Consider the following 17,299-nt stretch of genomic DNA (forward strand, 5'->3'; position numbering starts at 1 on the left):
AGCGAGAGGGGGATTCGAACCCTCGACACCACGGGTATGAACCGTGTGCTCTAGCCAACTGAGCTATCTCGCCATATCTTTTTGTAACATGGGACCTATAGGGCTCGAACCTATGACCCTCTGCTTGTAAGGCAGATGCTCTCCCAGCTGAGCTAAGATCCCATAACAGTTGTTCGTCTTAGGAACTCTTCCGTTCCGCAACTCGCTTTGCTATTATATAATGGTTTGTGACTTGTGTCAACAGTTTTTTTCACTTTTTTTAATTTTTTAAAAAATATATGCTTTTTTGTATTTTTACAGTGGCAGGGAGGTCTGAAATCCCCTGCCACTGTAAGGATGTTATGGGCAAAGTATTGCCCATAACTTGATACTCCCGGATTGCTCCGCTGCACGCAGCTCACGCAATCCTCAAACATTCGGAATCCGCTAATTTACTACGTAAATTGCTACTTCCTCATGTTTGGCGGGGTCCAAGTTCAAAAGTCTTATCGTGCAAGCACGAACGACTTTTTGACCTTTTCCCCCTGGTATTATCTGAAGTACTCAACACCAGATTCAAAAATCTTGATATCCTGCTCTCCGTAGATATTGACAGCAACGCCTGCATCACGACGCTCACTGTGTGCCATCTTTCCGAGAACACGTCCATCCGGGCTTGTGATACCCTCGATGTTCATATAAGAGCCGTTTACGTTAAACTCACCCTCATATCCTGTCTCATCTACCGGTACATACTCTGTTGCGATCTGTCCGTTTTCCTTGAGTTTCTTCAGCCACTCATCGTTTGCGACAAAACGTCCCTCACCATGAGAAGCCGGATTACAGTATACACCGCCAAGCTGTGCTTTCTGAAGCCATGGAGACTTGTTGCTGACAACCTTGGTGTAAACCATCTTGGATACGTGGCGTCCGATGGTGTTGTAGGTCAGTGTCGGAGAATCCTCTTTCTGTCCGCAGATCTCACCGTACGGTACCAGTCCCAGTTTGATCAGTGCCTGGAATCCGTTGCAGATACCAAGAGCAAGACCGTCACGCTCATTGAGGAGCTTCATAACTGCCTCCTTGATCTTCTCGTTCTGGAACGCGGTAGCAAAGAATTTCGCGGATCCATCCGGCTCATCTCCGGCTGAGAAGCCGCCCGGGAACATGATCATCTGTGCCTGATCGATGGCTTTCTCAAAGAGCTCTACAGAATCATGGATATCTTCTGCTGTAAGGTTCTTGAATACCTTTACGTCTACCTCAGCGCCTGCTCTCTCAAATGCACGGGTGCTGTCATACTCGCAGTTTGTTCCAGGGAATACCGGAATAAATACACGCGGTTTTGCAACCTTATGTTTGCATACATAGATGCTGTCTGCTTTGTAAAGGGAACCGTCATCTGCCTTGACGTCCTCGGTTCCTGCTGCTGTTTTAAATACATTCTCCAGAGTTCCTTCCCATGTGGAAAGCGCCTCTTTCAGAGTGATCTCTGTATCACCGTAGGTGAACTTCGCATTATCCGTAACCTCACCGATCACAGTATAGGTAATGGCAAGCTCACCGACTTTTCCATCCGGAACCTCACAGATGATATCGCCGAATGCCGGAGCAAAGAAATCTCTTGGATCAAGGTTATGCTCGATCTTTACACCCATGCCGTTACCAAAGGCCATCTTGCTGACTGCAGCAGCGATTCCATGACGGTCAAGTGCATATGCGGAGATCACACGGCCTGCCTGGATATCCTGGTGTAATTTATCATACTGCTCCATAAGAGCCGGGTAATCCGGAAGATCATAGGAATCCTTCGGTGCACGGAGCCATACCAGCTTGCTTCCTGCTTTTTTGAGCTCCGGTGTGATCACATCTTTTACCTTTGCAACATCCACTGCGAAGGACACCAGTGTCGGAGGAACATCAATATCATTGAAGGTTCCGGACATACTGTCCTTACCGCCGATGGAAGGAAGGCCGAATCCGATCTGTGCCGCATAAGCGCCAAGCAGTGCGGAGAACGGCTGGCTCCATCTCTTAGGATCTTCTGTCATACGACGGAAGTATTCCTGGAAGGTGAAACGGATCTTCTTATAGTCACCACCGGTTGCAACGATCTTGGCAACGGACTCGGTTACTGCGTAGGCAGCTCCATGATACGGACTCCATGAGGAAAGGTATGGATCAAAGCCGTAGCTCATCATGGTAACAGTCTCTGTTTTTCCGTTCTGTACCGGAACCTTTGCAACCATGGACTGTGTCTCTGTCAGCTGATATTTACCACCGTGAGGCATAAATACACTGCCTGCGCCGATGGAGCCGTCAAACATCTCCACAAGACCCTTCTGTGAGCATACATTCAGGTCAGCAAGAGTATCCATCCATTTTTTCTTTACATCTGTTACATCCGGACGTTCCTCGAAAAGATTTCCGTCCTTTGACGGGATCTCAACCTCAACGGAGGTCTCCTGATGTGCACCGTTGGTATCCAGGAATGCACGGGAGATATTTACGATCTCTTTTCCTCTCCAGTTAAGGACAAGGCGTGGCTCCTCCGTTACAACTGCAACCGGAATTGCCTCGAGATTCTCTTCATTTGCAAATTTCAGGAAAGTATCCACATCTTTCGGGTCAACTACAACAGCCATACGCTCCTGAGACTCAGAGATAGCGATCTCAGTGCCGTCAAGACCTGCGTATTTTTTCGGAACCTTGTCGAGGTCGATCTGAAGTCCCGGTGCCAGCTCGCCGATGGCAACGGAAACACCGCCTGCGCCAAAGTCGTTACATTTCTTGATGATATGGCTGACTTCCTCTCTGCGGAACATTCTCTGGATCTTACGCTCGGTAGGCGCGTTACCTTTCTGCACCTCAGCGCCGCAGACCTCGATGGAAGCCTCTGTGTGGACCTTGGAGGAACCGGTTGCACCGCCGATACCGTCACGGCCGGTACGTCCGCCAAGAAGGATGATGATATCTCCAGGGTCGGAATTTTCACGGATAACCGCACGTCTCGGAGCCGCACCCATAACCGCACCGATCTCCATACGTTTTGCAACGTAGTCCGGATGATAGATTTCTTTTACAGCACCGGTTGCAAGACCGATCTGGTTTCCGTAGGAGCTGTAGCCGTGGGCTGCGCTGCGGACAAGCTTCTTCTGCGGAAGTTTACCCTTCAGAGTTTCCTTTACGGATACGGTAGGATCTGCTGCACCTGTCACACGCATTGCCTGGTATACATAGGTACGTCCGGAAAGCGGATCACGGATGGCTCCGCCAAGGCAGGTTGCCGCACCACCAAAAGGCTCGATCTCCGTCGGATGGTTGTGTGTCTCGTTCTTGAAGTTGATCAGCCACTCTTCTTCTTTCCCGTCCACGTCCACCGGTACCACGATACTGCAGGCATTGATCTCATCAGACTCTTCCTGGTCTGCAAGCTTGCCTTCTGCTTTCAGTTTCTTCATTGCCATAAGTGCAAGATCCATCAGGCAGACAAACTTATCATCACGGCCCTTGTACATATCCTTATGGGCATCCAGATATTCTTTGTATGTTTTTTCAATAGGAGTCTTATAATCACCTTCGTCAAACTTCACGCTGGTAAGCTCTGTGGAGAAAGTAGTATGACGGCAATGATCAGACCAATAGGTATCCAGAACACGGATCTCTGTCATGGAAGGATCGCGTTTCTCTTCATTTCTGAAATAATTCTGGATATGCTGGAAGTCCTTAAATGTCATGGCGAGGTTCAGAGAAGCGTACAGCTCCTTCAGATCAGCCTCAGCCATATCCTTGAATCCGTCAAAAATCTTCACATCCTCAGGATCCGGGAATACTGTTACCAGTGTTTCCGGCTTCTCAAGACCTGTCTCACGGGAATCCACAGGGTTGATGCAGTGATGTTTGATTGCCTCAAACTCTGCATCTGTAACGTTTCCTTCGATTACATAAGTAGTTGCTGAACGGATGATCGGTGCTGCATTCTCATCCAGGAACTGTACACACTGCACTGCAGAATCGGCTCTCTGGTCAAACTGTCCAGGAAGGAATTCTACGGAAAATACACGTGCGCCCTCTGCCACATCAAATTTTTCAAGATACAGATCATCTACCGGCGGCTCTGCAAATACGGTCTTGCAGGCTTTCTCAAATACTTCATCGGAGATATTCTCCACGTCATAACGGATCAGCTCACGGACTGCTGTCACAGTGCTGATACCAAGATAATGTTTGATCTCATGTTTCAGTTCCTTTGCTTTTACTGCAAAGGCAGGTTTCTTTTCTACATACACACGTCTTACGTTGCTCATAGAAGGCTCCTTTCTCTATATCCGATAATAAGGATGGTAAACGTGCAGAAAGCATTTCAGTCTTTCTTTTCTGCTGAAAATATAGTATCATAGGAAATATCATTAGTAAAATTAATATATCTTATATCATTTATAAGCGGAGGATTTTTCACATATGGATATCAATCTTGAACTTTACAAAGTGTTTTATTACGTGGCCACGACGCTGAGCTTTTCGGAGGCTTCCAGACAGCTTTTTATCTCACAGTCTGCAGTAAGCCAGGCCGTCAAAAACCTTGAAAAAAAGCTGGGCCATACTCTGTTTGTGCGCAGCACCAAACGGGTCATCCTGACTCCGGAGGGAGAGCTTCTTCTCCAGCATGTAAAGCCGGCCCTTTCCATGCTAAACGAGGGAGAGGCTGTCCTTTCCGGAGAAGGAAATCTTACCGGTCAGCTGCGGATCGGTGCCAGCGATACTCTGTGCCGCTATTTTCTCATCCCCTATCTCCGCCGTTTCCACAAGGATCATCCGGAGGTACGGATCAAGATCATCAACAGTACCTCCATCGGATGTGCGGAGCTTCTGGAAAACGGCCAGGCTGAGCTGATCGTCACCAACTACCCGAATTCCCGGCTTTCAGCCCACACCAAGCTTCAGACTGTGCTGGAATTCCGGGATATCTTCGTGGCAAATCCGGACTATTTCACCATGGGCAAATCGCCTCTTTCCATGGAAAATCTTCTGGATTATCCCATCCTGATGCTCGCTCCAAAGAGTACCACCAGCGAATATCTTCATCAGGTGTTTGCAGCCCAGGGACTGAAGCTGCTGCCGGAGGTTGAACTGAACAGCAACGATCTGCTGATCGATCTTGCAGAGATCGGACTTGGTATTGCCTGTATCCCGGATTATATGCTCCGCAACCGTCCGGGTCTGGAACCTGTCCATCTGAAAACACCTCTGCCCGCAAGAAGTGCCGTGATCGCTCATCATGAAGCACTGCAGCTTTCCCAGGCTGCCCAGTGCTTTCTTAAATATTTTTCCCAGATCTGATACGATCAAGTTCCTGCCGCTTACTGCTTTTCGCGATCGAAGCAGGATACTTCCCTGATTCAGTAAAAAAGCCACCGGAATCTGCCATAAGGTTATTACGATCCTTATGTACTCAATTCCGGTGGTCTTTTCTGTTATTGATATCGGTCAGATATTATTCTTATTACTTACGCTTCAGCCTTCGGCATCACGTCTGCTGCCGCAGTGATATACTCATTCTCGATCTTACTGAACAGACCGCTGTCTGCAAGCTCTGCAAGCTTCACGTCAATCGGCATCTTGCCCAGGACCGGAACCTTCAGTTCTGCAGCGATCTCATCGATATGGCTCTCGCCAAAGACCTTGATCTCTTTTCCGCAGTCCGGACATTTCACATAGCTATAGTTCTCCACGATTCCAAGGACCGGAACCTTCATCATATCAGCCATGTTATAGGCCTTCTTGACGATCATGCGGACCAGATCCTGCGGAGAAGTAACGATCACGACACCCTCGATCGGCAGGGACTGGAATACTGTCAGCGGAACATCTCCGGTTCCTGGCGGCATATCTACAAAAAGATAATCCAATTCACCCCAGATCACATCACTCCAGAACTGTTTTACCATATTTGCAAGGACCGGACCTCTCCAGATCACCGGTGTCTCCTCATCCGGGAGAAGAAGGTTTACAGACATAACCTCGATTCCGTTTGCAGTTGGCATCGGATATATCCCATTGTCACTGCCCTGTGCATTGCCCTTGATGCCATACATCTTCGGGATGGACGGACCGGTGATATCAGCATCCATAATGCCCACTTTATATCCCTTGGAAGCCATCAGGTTTGCCAAGGAGCCTGTTACGAAGGATTTACCCACGCCTCCCTTTCCGCTGACAACTCCGATCACATGTTTTACGTCAGAAAAAACATTTGGTTCTGCCATGAGGCTCTGGGGCTGTTTCTGTCCGCAGCCTTCACAGCTTGATTTGTTGCAGGATGTATTGCTACACTCTTTTGCCATAATAGATTCCTCTCATTCTTTGTATTTACACAGACAGAACTGGCTCTCTGTCCGTGTATTTTTCTCATTCACGATCTCTCATGAACTCCTTACCTTACTTCATAAATCTGTCGATCGCTTTTTCCAGTTCCTTGATAGCATCCCTGTCTCCATGCTCCACTGCATCCACGATGCAGTGTTCTATATGATCCTGCAGGATGATCTTGCCTGTATTATTGATCGCAGATTTTACGGCTGACAGCTGGATCAGCACTTCGCTGCAGTCACGTCCTTCCTCCACCATACGCTTAATGGATTCCATATGCCCGATGGCCCTGGAAAGTCTGTTGAGTACGGCCTTGGTCTGTGCGTGGCTGTGATGATGAGGATGTGTGCCATCGTGAGTATGCACATGTTCCTGTTCCCCGTGGGTATGTTCAAGAACGGTTCCATCCTCGAGAACGTGCACATGTGTTTCTTTCATGTGTATTTCCTCCTTCAGATCTCCGTGAAAGAACAGCGCTGCCGGATCATAGATGTCTGAATGTCAAAAATGATGGTTCCGTCTTCCATTACTGTCTTCTCGTAGGAGACATCCTTCCCCTGAAATTTCTGTTTCACATACGCTTCCGGATCTGCAATCTCCACTTCTTCCACAAATACATCACGCATCTGATTTCTCGGACATTTGTTAAAAATTTCCCAGATTACTTCGTACTCTTTCATCTGTGCCTGTTCCTTTCTTAGTCATCCTATCCATTATAATAATTTTATGTTTTTTTGTCAAAAATAATTGCACTCACGCAAATATTGTCGTATGATACATATTAAAAATATTACTGCTCTGTCCGTGGGCAGTAAACATATATTAATGTGATAAATCAAAGGAGATAAATTTCATGCAGCTTTTAAAAGACAGAATTCTGACAGACGGCGTAGTAAAAGAAGGAAATATTTTAAAAGTGGACAGCTTCCTGAATCATCAGATGGATATTGACCTGATCAACGAGGTCGGCAAAGAATTCAAGAAACGTTTTGACCACTGTCCAATCACCAAGATCCTTACCATCGAGGCTTCCGGTATCGGTATTGCCTGTATTGCGGCACAGTATTTCCATGTACCGGTTGTATTTGCCAAGAAAGCACAGAGTGTGAACCTTGACGGCGAGATGTACACCACCAAGGTAGAGTCTTTCACCCACAAGAAAGTTTACGATGTGATCCTTTCCAAGAAATTTCTCGGACCGGAAGATCACGTACTCCTGATCGATGATTTTCTTGCCAATGGCTGTGCACTTCTCGGTCTGATCGACATCGTTAAGAAATCCGGCGCAACTCTTGAAGGAGCCGGAATCGTTATCGAAAAAGGCTTCCAGTCCGGCGGACAGACCATCCGTGACATGGGTATCCATCTGGAATCCCTTGCTATCATTGATTCCATTGCTGATGGCAAACTTACTTTCCGTGAATAAGATTTATCATAAAAAATACTCCTGGAAACTTATATACATTGTTTCCGGGAGTATTTTTATCACAGCCAGATCATGATATCATTTCTGATCTATGCATCTGCACCCTTTTCCGCTTTCTTTGAAGGTGTCGGAGTTACTGTTTCCTCCGGTGTCGGTGTTCCGGAAATTTCCGTTTCTTCCTTTTCCGATGAAGCCGATGCAGCTTCCGTTGCATTTTCATCTATATCCGGTTCTTCCGTCACCGTAGCTTCCGATGTCACTGTCGGCGTTGGTGTGGCAGTTGCCTCCGGCATGATCTCTTTTTCTTCATAATATCCGTCATCCACTAGCATCTGATAATTCTCTGCATCGATCAGCTGGATATCACTGGTCACAGTTCCCACGATCTTGGTCCCGTTGTCATACTGCTCATAATCGGAGATCTCCGGCTTCTCCCCTTTCAGAAGAGCATCCACCATCGTCACACAGTCATTTGCCAGTACACGGTTATCAAACAGCAGATCATCCTCAATCTTTCCCTGGATCACAGCGGTCACTGCTTCTGCCTCACAGCCGCCTCCTGTGATCATAGGCCAGCCATCCTCTCCAGACACATGTCCTGCATCCTCCAGGGCATCCACAGCCCCAAGTGCAAGGTCGTCAGCACCTGTGCAGATAATATCCGGCGCACCCTCTGTATAATTCTGAGAAAGGATCTCCGCCATATCATTCTTTGCGGTATTTCTTCCGGAACGCATCACTGCAGTATCATCAAAGGTCAGCTTTCCTGAAGTACATACCAGTGTTCCGTCGTCGAAATATTCCTGAAGCTTCTCCAGCACGCCATTATAAAAGAACAGTGCGTCACGATCATCCGGAGAGCCCATAAGGAACTCAATGGTCAGAGTTTTCTTTTCTTCCCGGGCTTTCTCCAGATCCATTTTTTTTATGATGGAATCTCCCACCATTTTTCCGGCTTTTCTTGTATTAAAGGTAACATAATAGTTGACCTTATCTGTATCCATGATCAGCTGATCGTAAGAAATCACAGGGATAGATTTCTCATACACCTGCTCCAGCACATCGTTCAGGCTGTAAGCATCTGAAGGTGCGATGACAAGTGCAGAAAGCTCTTCATCGTCCAGAATGGACTGGATCTGTGATACCTGCGTATCACTGTCTTCATCTGCCCAAAATAGCTCTGCATCATATCCATCATCTTCCAGTGTATTCTGAAGAGTTTCTCCATCAGCAGACCAACGGGGATCATCTGCTGATGAAGGCAGAAACACACCTACTTTCTTATCTGCTGCCGCAGTTTCTTTTGCTTCTTCTTTTTCTTCTTCCTCTGCATCATTGCTGTTTTTGGCTTTTCCTTCCGGGTCTTCAGACTCCACACTTTCATTGGCTGCCTCTGTCGCCTCTTTGTTTTTTCCACAGCCGGAAAAGGCTGCTGTAAAGACAAAAGCTCCCACAAGCAGGATTGCTGTTTTTTTCTTCATGATCAAATCTCTCCTATAAGCCTTTATAGTCCTTTGCCAGTGATTTCAGATAGTCTCTGTAGGCGGCTGCAGATTTCTTGGGTTTCAGGATACGTACACTGCCGCCCATCCCGGTCAGCCAGCCGTAGAATTTTCCATTTTCCGGAAACTCTGCAGTTACCGTCAGATCTCCGCTATCTTTCATCTTATATTCTGCATCTGTGCCGAAAAAGTCACGCACCTCCGCCTGTACAGCTCCGGTACATAGAAGTTTTATTTCTTTTTTTATGGTTCCGGCTGAAGCCTCAAGAAGCTTCCGGTACCCTGTCACAGAGGTCTCATGAATATCTTTAGTTTCATGAATCTCCTTAGCTTCCGCAGTCAGCCCGGGTTCTTCAGACGGCGGTTCCTCTCCGGCACTCTCACCGGCAAGATAATACCCACCCGGCCGTTCTCTTGTATAACGGATATCCATTCCAAAAGAACGTAATACCTCCACATCATCATAAATGCTCTTTCGCTCTGCACGGATTCCCTGTTTCTCAAGATTCTCAAGGATCTTCTGCATAGATATTACCCGATGCTCCCCTGTTTCCCGCAGCATTTTTTCAAGGTACAGGATCTTCGCCTTCTGATTGTTTGATTTTGCCATACTGCCCTCTTATCCTTCGTTTTTTACAAAGCGATGGAAAATATAGGAGTTTGCCTCCTGTTCCTCGCTGTCGTCCAGTTTCTCAAGTTCGATCTTTTTACCGTATTTCTTTTCCAGTGCACGGCTGATCAGAAGATCTGCAAGCTGCGGGTTCTTGGGAAGAAGCGGTCCGTGAAGATACGTACCGATCACATTTTTGTATACAACCCCTTCCTCACCGGATTGTCCGTCATTTCCGTATCCTGACAGAACCTTTCCCAGGGATCTGTTGTTTCCGATGGTGGTACGCCCTCCATGATTTTCAAAACCTACGATGGGCATATCAAAAAGATCGCTCTGCATCACAATGTTTCCAATAAGGCGGCCTTTTCCCTGCTCAGTGCTCATATCTACAAGCTTCAGACCCTCGATCATTCCCTGATCCGTCTTATAATAATTTCCAAGGAGCTGATACCCTCCACAGATTGCGATCACGACTCCATTGTCTTCCACATACGCCTTGAAATCCTTCTGGATTTCCTTCAGCTTTTCACATACCAGCATCTGTTCTCTGTCGGAGCCACCGCCAAGAAGTACGATATCCAGTTTGGAAAAATCAATTCTGTCATCCAGTTCATAAGCTATGGTTTCTGCCTCGATTCCTCTCCAGAGACAGCGCTTCATCAGACACTGGATATTTCCTCTGTCACCGTAAAGGTTCAGAAGATCCGGATATAAATGCCCTATCGTTATCTTCATTTCTCACCCTCCAGTTTCTTCAGGATATTTCTGGTGCCAAACAGCGCCGTATAATTTACAAGTACATAAAGATTGCCGCATCCATCCCCGATTCGTTTGCGGATGGCTGTCTCCACATCATTTTCCAGCATGGACGGGATATCCACATATTTCAGACGGAGGCGCATATCCTGACACCGGATACCACTGACTGTGATGGAATTGATATTGTCCCCTCCGAAAAGATCAAAATCCACATCCCAGAGCCAGGAGATATCTTTTCCATCCTGTGCATTATCATTGATCACAATGATGATATCCTTTGGTGATCCGTCCTGCATCACAGCTGAAATGTTCTGGTTAAAACCGGCCGGATTCTTGGCAAGATTCAGAACAACACTGGTGCCCTTGATCCGAAACTGTTCATTGCGTCCGTTCTCCGGATTAAACTTCCGGAGCATCTCATTAAAATGCTCCGCCTTAAAGCCTGCGGTACGAATTCCCGCATAGGCAGCCAGAATATTATACACATTATAGAATCCCTTATAATTGGCCACGATCCGTTTATCCTCCACTGTAAAGGCAATCTGATCATCCACCTTTACATCTGTGGCATCAAAGTCGATCTCCGGACGTTTAAAGCCGCATTTCGGACATCTGTAGTCTCCCAGCTGACTGTAATGATAGAAGCTGTAGATCAGCCTTTCTCCACAGCACTTACAGAACCGGCCCTCACGGATCTCGTTTGTTTTGTTCTCGATCACCGGTTTGCTGATCCCGTAGGTTACAAAAGGATTTCCGCAGTCCATGGCAAGATATGCAGACAGTGCATCATCACCATTGACAATGACCTTCATATCCGGAACCTTTTTCATCATTTCTTCCAGGATGTTCATAGTGATATCGATCTCGCCATAACGGTCCAGCTGATCACGGAACAGATTGGTCATAACCATATAATCCGGTCTGATCCTTGTGAACACATGTCTTGTGGATGCCTCATCCACCTCGATACAGGCATAATCCGCATCCAGTTTTCCGCTGAATTTTGCCCCCAATACAAAGGCTGCCACAACTCCGTTGAGCATGTTGGAACCGGTATGATTGCAGATGACCTTTTTTCCCTCTGCCTCAAGGCCTGCGCACAGCATGTTATTGGTTGTGGTCTTTCCGTTTGTTCCGCATACTACAAATATTTTTTCTCTTACCTGAGAAGAAAGCTCTTCCAGAATATCCGGACAGATCTTCATCGCGACCTTACCGGCCCAGGTCACACCCTGCCGGCCCATAAGCTTACAGACATGTCCTGTGATCTTTGCTGCCATCACAGCAATGGTTGTTCTTATTTTCATAATCTTCTGATTCCTTTGTTTTTATTTCTCTTACCACAGATCTTCCGCTGTCAGGAAATCGGTACAGATTCCTTCTGCTCCCTGCGAAATGTATCTTCTGGCCTGGTCACGGTCATTAACCGTATAAACATACAGACTGATCCCGTTTTTTTCAAAGATCTTCTCCGTTTCTTCTGACCAATACTCCCAGTATACTGTTGCTGCCGGAATTCCCTTTTCTTTACAGAAGGATGCAATATACTCCAGCTCTTCCACAGAATACTCCTGCCACAGTGAATATACATAGGAAGGAAAAGAATAGAGCATGGCCGTTCCGGGAAACATTGCTTCATTGTAGATTTCCGGAATGATCCGATCCAGCGTCTCACCGGCACCTGCATTCCTGGCGATTTCCACATAATCACTGTAATCCTCCAGTGTTCTCTGATAATTGCGAAGAGAATACTGTTTGGAATCGATCAGCACATATGCATCCGGATAATCTTTCAGAAGAAGGAAAAAATCCTCCAGTGTCATGGGGGTGTATTTCCCATATATTTTACTTTGTCTGAATTCCTTTTCTGTAAGGACTTTTTTTCCGTTGCCATCCCACTGTCCCATGGGATCGTTCCAGTTATGCCTGCAGACCCATACTCCATCGGATGTCCTGGAAAGATCCAATTCAAAAAGACGAACTCCCTGTTCATACATGAACAGAAATCCCTCTCTGGAATTCAGGTAATCCTTTCCGTCCATACCTCCCAGAGCATGTGCAACGGTCCTGTAGTCCTTCCAGCTAAATCCTCCTGATGTATTCCGGGCAGTTTCTGTTTCCGGGAAACTACCTCCCAGAAGAAAAAGTGATACAAACAGTATTTCCAATGTCAGTATAAAACGTCGCATCATCTCAGGCAACAAAAAAATGCACAAGACGTAAAGGAAAACATTTCCTCGCTGCTTTCCTTTTTATCTTCTGCAAATTTATCATATCCGGGAACCTGTCCCAAATCATTCCTATATTGTTTCTGTCCGGTAATACCAAAAGTCCCACCGACCATGTTTATCATCCTTTCGCATACGTGTAGTCGTATTTCATACATTACCGATTGTACGCTAAAAAAGGATAATAATCAAGTTAATCCTCTTCTTCCTCGTCATATTCCTGCTGAAGCCTCAGATATTCATCATATTTCTCGTGTGCATTCCGATTATAGGATCGGGAGATCGGTATTACATGCTCTCCGATATGGAAGCTGTCATTTTCAGCTCCTGTGACCCGTTCCATATTTACTATAAAGCTCTGATGACACCGCAAAAATGTACCGTCGTCAAGCTGTTTTTCGAAGTCTTTCAGCTTACCTCTGCACTGGAGTATACTTCCGTCTGTCCTATGGAAATTCACGATATGGAGACTGCTGGTAATATAGCTAACCTGACTGTAGCGTAAAGTATACACACGGGCACGATACTGAAAATGGATCACCCGCTCATCATTCCCGTCGCTAAGTCGCTTCTTCAGTGGTTCCATTACATATTCCAAAGTTTCTTCGGTCACAGGTTTCAGTAAATAGTTATATGTAAACAGGTCAAAAGCATTTCTATAATATTCATCGCTTCTACTCATAAAAAGCACTGCCACTGACATTTCTTTTTCACGTATCTTCCGTATTGTTTCCAGTCCGTCTACTTTCTTTGAATCAATGTTCACAAAGATTGCATCATAAGGTTTCCTTTTCTTTTCCAATTCTTCCAATAAAAGCTCGCCGCTTTTAAATATCCGAATTTCTGACACTGGAACGATCCGCTCAAGCTGTTTGTGAAGTCTTCTCGCATCCGCCTGCATATCATCACAAATGGCAATGGTCATCATCATCATATTTATGTATCCCCTTTTACTCCATCATTGTTACTTTTTGTTCTATATATTATACCATGATTTGTTATTCAAATTATGATATCTTAATGTAATTTATGGTCGAAAACCCACCATTTATGCATTTTTTCGAGTTTTTTGGAATATAAAAAAGGACATCTGCATTTCTGCAAATGTCCTTTAAATCGGTCAGAAGTAAATTATACAAGCTCGATAAGAACTTCCATTGCTGCATCGCCTTTACGCTGTCCGATCTTAACGATTCTTGTGTAACCACCGTTACGATCTGCGTATTTCGGAGCGATCTCGCTGAACATCTTGTCAACCATGTCAACTTCTTTTGTATTTTTCTTTCTGCCAGCGCCCTTAGCAGGAACCTCTGTTACAGGATAGAAAACTTTCATCATCTCACGACGTGCATGAAGTCTGGAAGGAGCATCTTTCTTGATCTCTTTCTGAACTTCATCGTAAACTGTTTTCTTTTTGCCGTCTACGACTTCTTTTACACGTTTTCCGTCAGCATCTTTACGAGCAACCTTAGCTGTTACTGTAACTGTCTCGAAATTGTCTTTCTCACGTACAGCCATAGCGATAAGTCCCTCAGCGATCTTACGGATCTCTTTAGCCTTAGCTTCTGTTGTCACAATCTTTCCGTGATGAAGAAGATTTGTAACCTGATTTCTGAGAAGTGCTTTTCTCTGGTTAGATGTTCTGCTTAATTTTCTATATTTTGCCATTTTATTATCCTCCATCTGTGGGACACCAGGACATGCTTGTTCGGTCTTACTGCCCTGCTGCTGACACCCCACTCATTACTCTGTTTCCGGATTATTCCTCTGTAGGCTGGAGCTGAAGTCCCAGCTCTTTGAGTTTTGCAAGTACTTCCTCTAAGGATTTGCGGCCCAGATTACGAACCTTCATCATATCGTCAGAAGTCTTGTTGCATAATTCTTCAACCGTATTGATACCGGCTCTCTTAAGGCAGTTGTAGGAACGAACAGAGAGCTCAAGCTCATCAATGCTCATCTCCAGAACCTTTTCCTTCTCATTGTCTTCTTTCTCGATCATAACCTCTGCGGTCTTAGCATTCTCGGAAAGATCAATGAACAGGTTTAAATGCTCGCTGAGAACCTTCGCTGCAAGGCTGACTGCCTCATCCGGATCAAGTGTTCCATTGGTATATACATCCAGTGTAAGCTTGTCGAAGTCAGTTACCTGACCAACTCGTGTATTCTCTACGATCATGTTGACTCTGTCTACCGGTGTGTAGATCGCATCCACTGCGATCATACCGATCGGCATGTCATCGGTTTTGCCTTTGTCTGCACTGATATAGCCACGACCCTTGGTAATGGTAAGCTCCATGGCCAGTCTGCAGTCTTTTCCACCGTTCAGGGTTGCAATCACCTGATCCGGGTTCATGATCTCAATATCCTGATCTGCCTGGATATCAGCTGCTGTAACAACACCTTTGCCCTCACACTCAATGTATGCGGTCTTCGGCTCATTATCACTGCTGTGATTCTTAATGGCAAGAGATTTCAGATTCATGATGATTTCGGTCACATCTTCCTTCACGCCCGGAATGGAGCTGAATTCATGAAGTACACCATCGATCTTCACCTGGCTTACTGCAGCTCCCGGAAGGGAGGACAGCATAATTCTTCTTAAAGAATTGCCAAGGGTAGTACCATAACCTCTTTCCAGAGGCTCTACAACGAATCTTCCAAACTTCTTATCTTCGGATATTTCGGTAATTTCGATTTTTGGTTTATTGAAATCAAACACTATAAGGTTCCCTCCTTCTGGGTTAATCAACATTCGAGGGTATTACCAATTTTTATAACTGTAGACACAGTAAACAGTTACTAATTATTTAGAATACAGCTCGACGATAAGCATCTCGTTTACAGGAACATCGATCTGCTCTCTTGTAGGAAGCTCTTTAACTACACCCTTCAGGTTCTCCTGATCAACGTCGATCCACTCCGGAACAAGTCTTCCGCCAGTGATCTCAAGGATTCCTTTATATCTCTCAGAGCCTTTGCTCTTCTCTCTGATCTCAATTGTGTCTCCTGCTTTGCACAGGTAGGACGGAATGTTTACACATTTTCCGTTAACAAGTACGTGCTTGTGATCTACGATCTGACGAGCCTCTCTTCTTGTTCTGGCAAATCCCATACGGAAAACGATGTTGTCAAGTCTGCTCTCAAGCATAACCATAAGGTTCTCACCTGTCTGGCCCTGCATTCTGTCGGCTTTCTTGTAGTAGTTACGGAAAGGTTTCTCAAGAACTCCGTAGATAAATTTTGCTTTCTGTTTCTCTTTTAACTGAAGACCATACTCAGACACCTTGCGGTTTGCACGTTTTAACTGTCTTGTGGACTTCTTATCAATTCCTAAGTAAATCGGATCCAGGCCAAGGGATCTGCATCTTTTCAGAACAGGTACTCTATTTACTGCCATTTCAACTACCTCCTAATTAGACTCTTCTGCGTTTTGGTGGACGGCATCCGTTGTGAGGAACCGGAGTTACGTCACGAATGCTGGTTACTTCAAGTCCGCATGCCTGAAGCGCACGGATTGCAGCTTCACGGCCTGAGCCCGGGCCTTTTACCATAACGTCTACTGTTTTTAATCCATGAATTAAAGCAGCCTTTGTTGCAGTCTCTGCTGCCATCTGTGCTGCATAAGGGGTAGATTTCCTTGAACCTTTAAATCCAAGACCACCGGCACTTGCCCATGAAAGAGCGTTTCCTTCGTTATCTGTCAGTGTGACGATTGTATTGTTGAAGGAAGACTGAATGTGTGCCTGTCCGTGTTCAACGTTTTTCTTGACACGACGTTTTGTCGTTTTCTTTGTAACTTTTGCCATTTTAAAACTAACCTACACTTTCCTTTTATTGAAATTAATTAGTTATATCTATAAATTATTTCTTCTTGTTTGCAACAGTTCTCTTCGGTCCCTTGCGAGTTCTCGCATTTGTCTTAGTCTTCTGACCACGAACCGGGAGTCCTTTACGATGACGGATACCTCTGTAGCATCCAATCTCCTGCAGTCTCTTGATGTTAAGGGCGATTTCCCTTCTCAGATCACCTTCTACTGTCATTGTCTCATCAATAACAGCACTCAGTCTCTTAACCTCGTCATCAGTCAGATCTCTGACACGTGTGTCAGGATTAACCTCTGCTTTAGCAAGAATTTTGTCTGCGCTTGGTCTACCAATTCCATAAATGTAGGTAAGACCGATTTCAATACGTTTCTCTCTTGGTAAGTCTACACCAGCTATACGAGCCATGTACTGTTTCCTCCATTTTCTGTTTCTGAAAGTTCCGCATATCGTATGTCACTTGCTCTCGCAAGGTGAAATGGGACATATCGACCTGCCGCTTTCTTTTCTAGTTTCCTAATTGGGGTGCCTCGGTAAAACACCCAGCTGTAATTGGCGAATCACAGCCTTTCCGAAATTGCGGATCTTAACCGCTGTTGCC

Annotated in this window: 17 protein-coding genes and 2 tRNA genes; 2 read left to right on the top strand and 17 right to left on the bottom strand. The window is 45.7% G+C overall.

The annotated features are described in order from the left end of the window. The 3 genes from AB5026_RS06805 to AB5026_RS06815 form a co-directional block, all read right to left on the bottom strand. Window positions 1-73, bottom strand: a tRNA-Met gene (locus AB5026_RS06805). A gap of 16 nt (window positions 74-89) precedes the next feature. Next, window positions 90-162: transfer RNA gene (locus AB5026_RS06810), tRNA-Val, on the bottom strand. 368 nt (window positions 163-530) lie between these two features. Further along, window positions 531-4,286, bottom strand: a complete 3,756-nt coding sequence (locus tag AB5026_RS06815; protein ID WP_118608599.1) for a phosphoribosylformylglycinamidine synthase — start codon at window positions 4,284-4,286, stop codon at window positions 531-533. Window positions 4,287-4,440: 154 nt separating this feature from the next. Here AB5026_RS06815 and AB5026_RS06820 point away from each other — a divergent pair, with 154 nt between their 5' ends. Then, window positions 4,441-5,319, top strand: coding sequence for a LysR family transcriptional regulator (locus AB5026_RS06820; RefSeq protein WP_021650784.1), 879 nt, complete (start codon window positions 4,441-4,443; stop codon window positions 5,317-5,319). Between the two features lie 167 nt (window positions 5,320-5,486). On the opposite strand, the gene AB5026_RS06825 is transcribed toward AB5026_RS06820, so the two are convergent. The 3 genes from AB5026_RS06825 to AB5026_RS06835 form a co-directional block, all read right to left on the bottom strand. Further along, window positions 5,487-6,323 (bottom strand): Mrp/NBP35 family ATP-binding protein, encoded by an 837-nt coding sequence (locus AB5026_RS06825; protein ID WP_015526958.1) that lies wholly within the window; start codon window positions 6,321-6,323, stop codon window positions 5,487-5,489. Window positions 6,324-6,417: 94 nt separating this feature from the next. Beyond that, window positions 6,418-6,786, bottom strand: coding sequence for a metal-sensing transcriptional repressor (locus AB5026_RS06830; RefSeq protein WP_015526957.1), 369 nt, complete (start codon window positions 6,784-6,786; stop codon window positions 6,418-6,420). A gap of 14 nt (window positions 6,787-6,800) precedes the next feature. Next, on the bottom strand, window positions 6,801-7,028 hold the full coding sequence (locus AB5026_RS06835) for a hypothetical protein (RefSeq protein WP_022426230.1): 228 nt from the start codon (window positions 7,026-7,028) through the stop codon (window positions 6,801-6,803). A gap of 173 nt (window positions 7,029-7,201) precedes the next feature. Between AB5026_RS06835 and AB5026_RS06840 the strand changes: the two genes are divergently transcribed. Continuing rightward, window positions 7,202-7,774 carry a xanthine phosphoribosyltransferase gene (locus tag AB5026_RS06840; RefSeq protein WP_015526955.1) on the top strand — a complete coding sequence of 191 codons (573 nt, stop codon included), beginning with the start codon at window positions 7,202-7,204 and terminating at the stop codon, window positions 7,772-7,774. Between the two features lie 89 nt (window positions 7,775-7,863). On the opposite strand, the gene AB5026_RS06845 is transcribed toward AB5026_RS06840, so the two are convergent. The 11 genes from AB5026_RS06845 to rpsM form a co-directional block, all read right to left on the bottom strand. Beyond that, window positions 7,864-9,255, bottom strand: a complete 1,392-nt coding sequence (locus tag AB5026_RS06845) for a sugar-binding protein (RefSeq protein ID WP_368213009.1) — start codon at window positions 9,253-9,255, stop codon at window positions 7,864-7,866. Window positions 9,256-9,268: 13 nt separating this feature from the next. After that, window positions 9,269-9,886 (bottom strand): WYL domain-containing protein, encoded by a 618-nt coding sequence (locus tag AB5026_RS06850; protein WP_368213011.1) that lies wholly within the window; start codon window positions 9,884-9,886, stop codon window positions 9,269-9,271. 9 nt (window positions 9,887-9,895) lie between these two features. After that, the gene (locus tag AB5026_RS06855) at window positions 9,896-10,624 is read right to left on the bottom strand and encodes a type 1 glutamine amidotransferase (RefSeq protein WP_015526951.1); all 729 of its coding nucleotides are present in this window, start codon (window positions 10,622-10,624) and stop codon (window positions 9,896-9,898) included. Then, window positions 10,621-11,955 (bottom strand): MurT ligase domain-containing protein, encoded by a 1,335-nt coding sequence (locus tag AB5026_RS06860; RefSeq protein ID WP_015526950.1) that lies wholly within the window; start codon window positions 11,953-11,955, stop codon window positions 10,621-10,623. Before AB5026_RS06860 ends, AB5026_RS06855 begins: the two co-directional genes overlap by 4 nt. 30 nt (window positions 11,956-11,985) lie before the next feature. Then, a complete protein-coding gene (locus AB5026_RS06865) occupies window positions 11,986-12,690 on the bottom strand; it encodes a phosphatidylinositol-specific phospholipase C/glycerophosphodiester phosphodiesterase family protein (RefSeq protein WP_242981842.1) in 705 nt (234 codons plus the stop codon). Between the two features lie 379 nt (window positions 12,691-13,069). Continuing rightward, a complete protein-coding gene (locus AB5026_RS06870) occupies window positions 13,070-13,810 on the bottom strand; it encodes a LytR/AlgR family response regulator transcription factor (RefSeq protein WP_368213014.1) in 741 nt (246 codons plus the stop codon). Between the two features lie 197 nt (window positions 13,811-14,007). Continuing rightward, window positions 14,008-14,544: a bL17 family ribosomal protein gene (locus tag AB5026_RS06875; protein WP_021976084.1), complete on the bottom strand. Its 537-nt coding sequence runs from the start codon at window positions 14,542-14,544 to the stop codon at window positions 14,008-14,010. A gap of 91 nt (window positions 14,545-14,635) precedes the next feature. After that, window positions 14,636-15,595: a DNA-directed RNA polymerase subunit alpha gene (locus tag AB5026_RS06880; RefSeq protein ID WP_059085345.1), complete on the bottom strand. Its 960-nt coding sequence runs from the start codon at window positions 15,593-15,595 to the stop codon at window positions 14,636-14,638. A gap of 84 nt (window positions 15,596-15,679) precedes the next feature. Beyond that, entirely contained in the window at window positions 15,680-16,273 is a 594-nt protein-coding gene (rpsD, locus tag AB5026_RS06885) for a 30S ribosomal protein S4 (protein ID WP_015526943.1), read from the bottom strand. A gap of 16 nt (window positions 16,274-16,289) precedes the next feature. Further along, window positions 16,290-16,682, bottom strand: a complete 393-nt coding sequence (rpsK, locus tag AB5026_RS06890) for a 30S ribosomal protein S11 (protein WP_015526942.1) — start codon at window positions 16,680-16,682, stop codon at window positions 16,290-16,292. A gap of 55 nt (window positions 16,683-16,737) precedes the next feature. Beyond that, window positions 16,738-17,106: a 30S ribosomal protein S13 gene (gene rpsM, locus AB5026_RS06895; protein WP_008707282.1), complete on the bottom strand. Its 369-nt coding sequence runs from the start codon at window positions 17,104-17,106 to the stop codon at window positions 16,738-16,740. Window positions 17,107-17,299 lie beyond the last annotated feature (193 nt).

The sequence above is a fragment of the Blautia sp. RTP21359st1_E11_RTP21359_211015 genome, assembly GCF_040910705.1.
Lineage (GTDB): Bacteria > Bacillota > Clostridia > Lachnospirales > Lachnospiraceae > Blautia_A > Blautia_A fusiformis.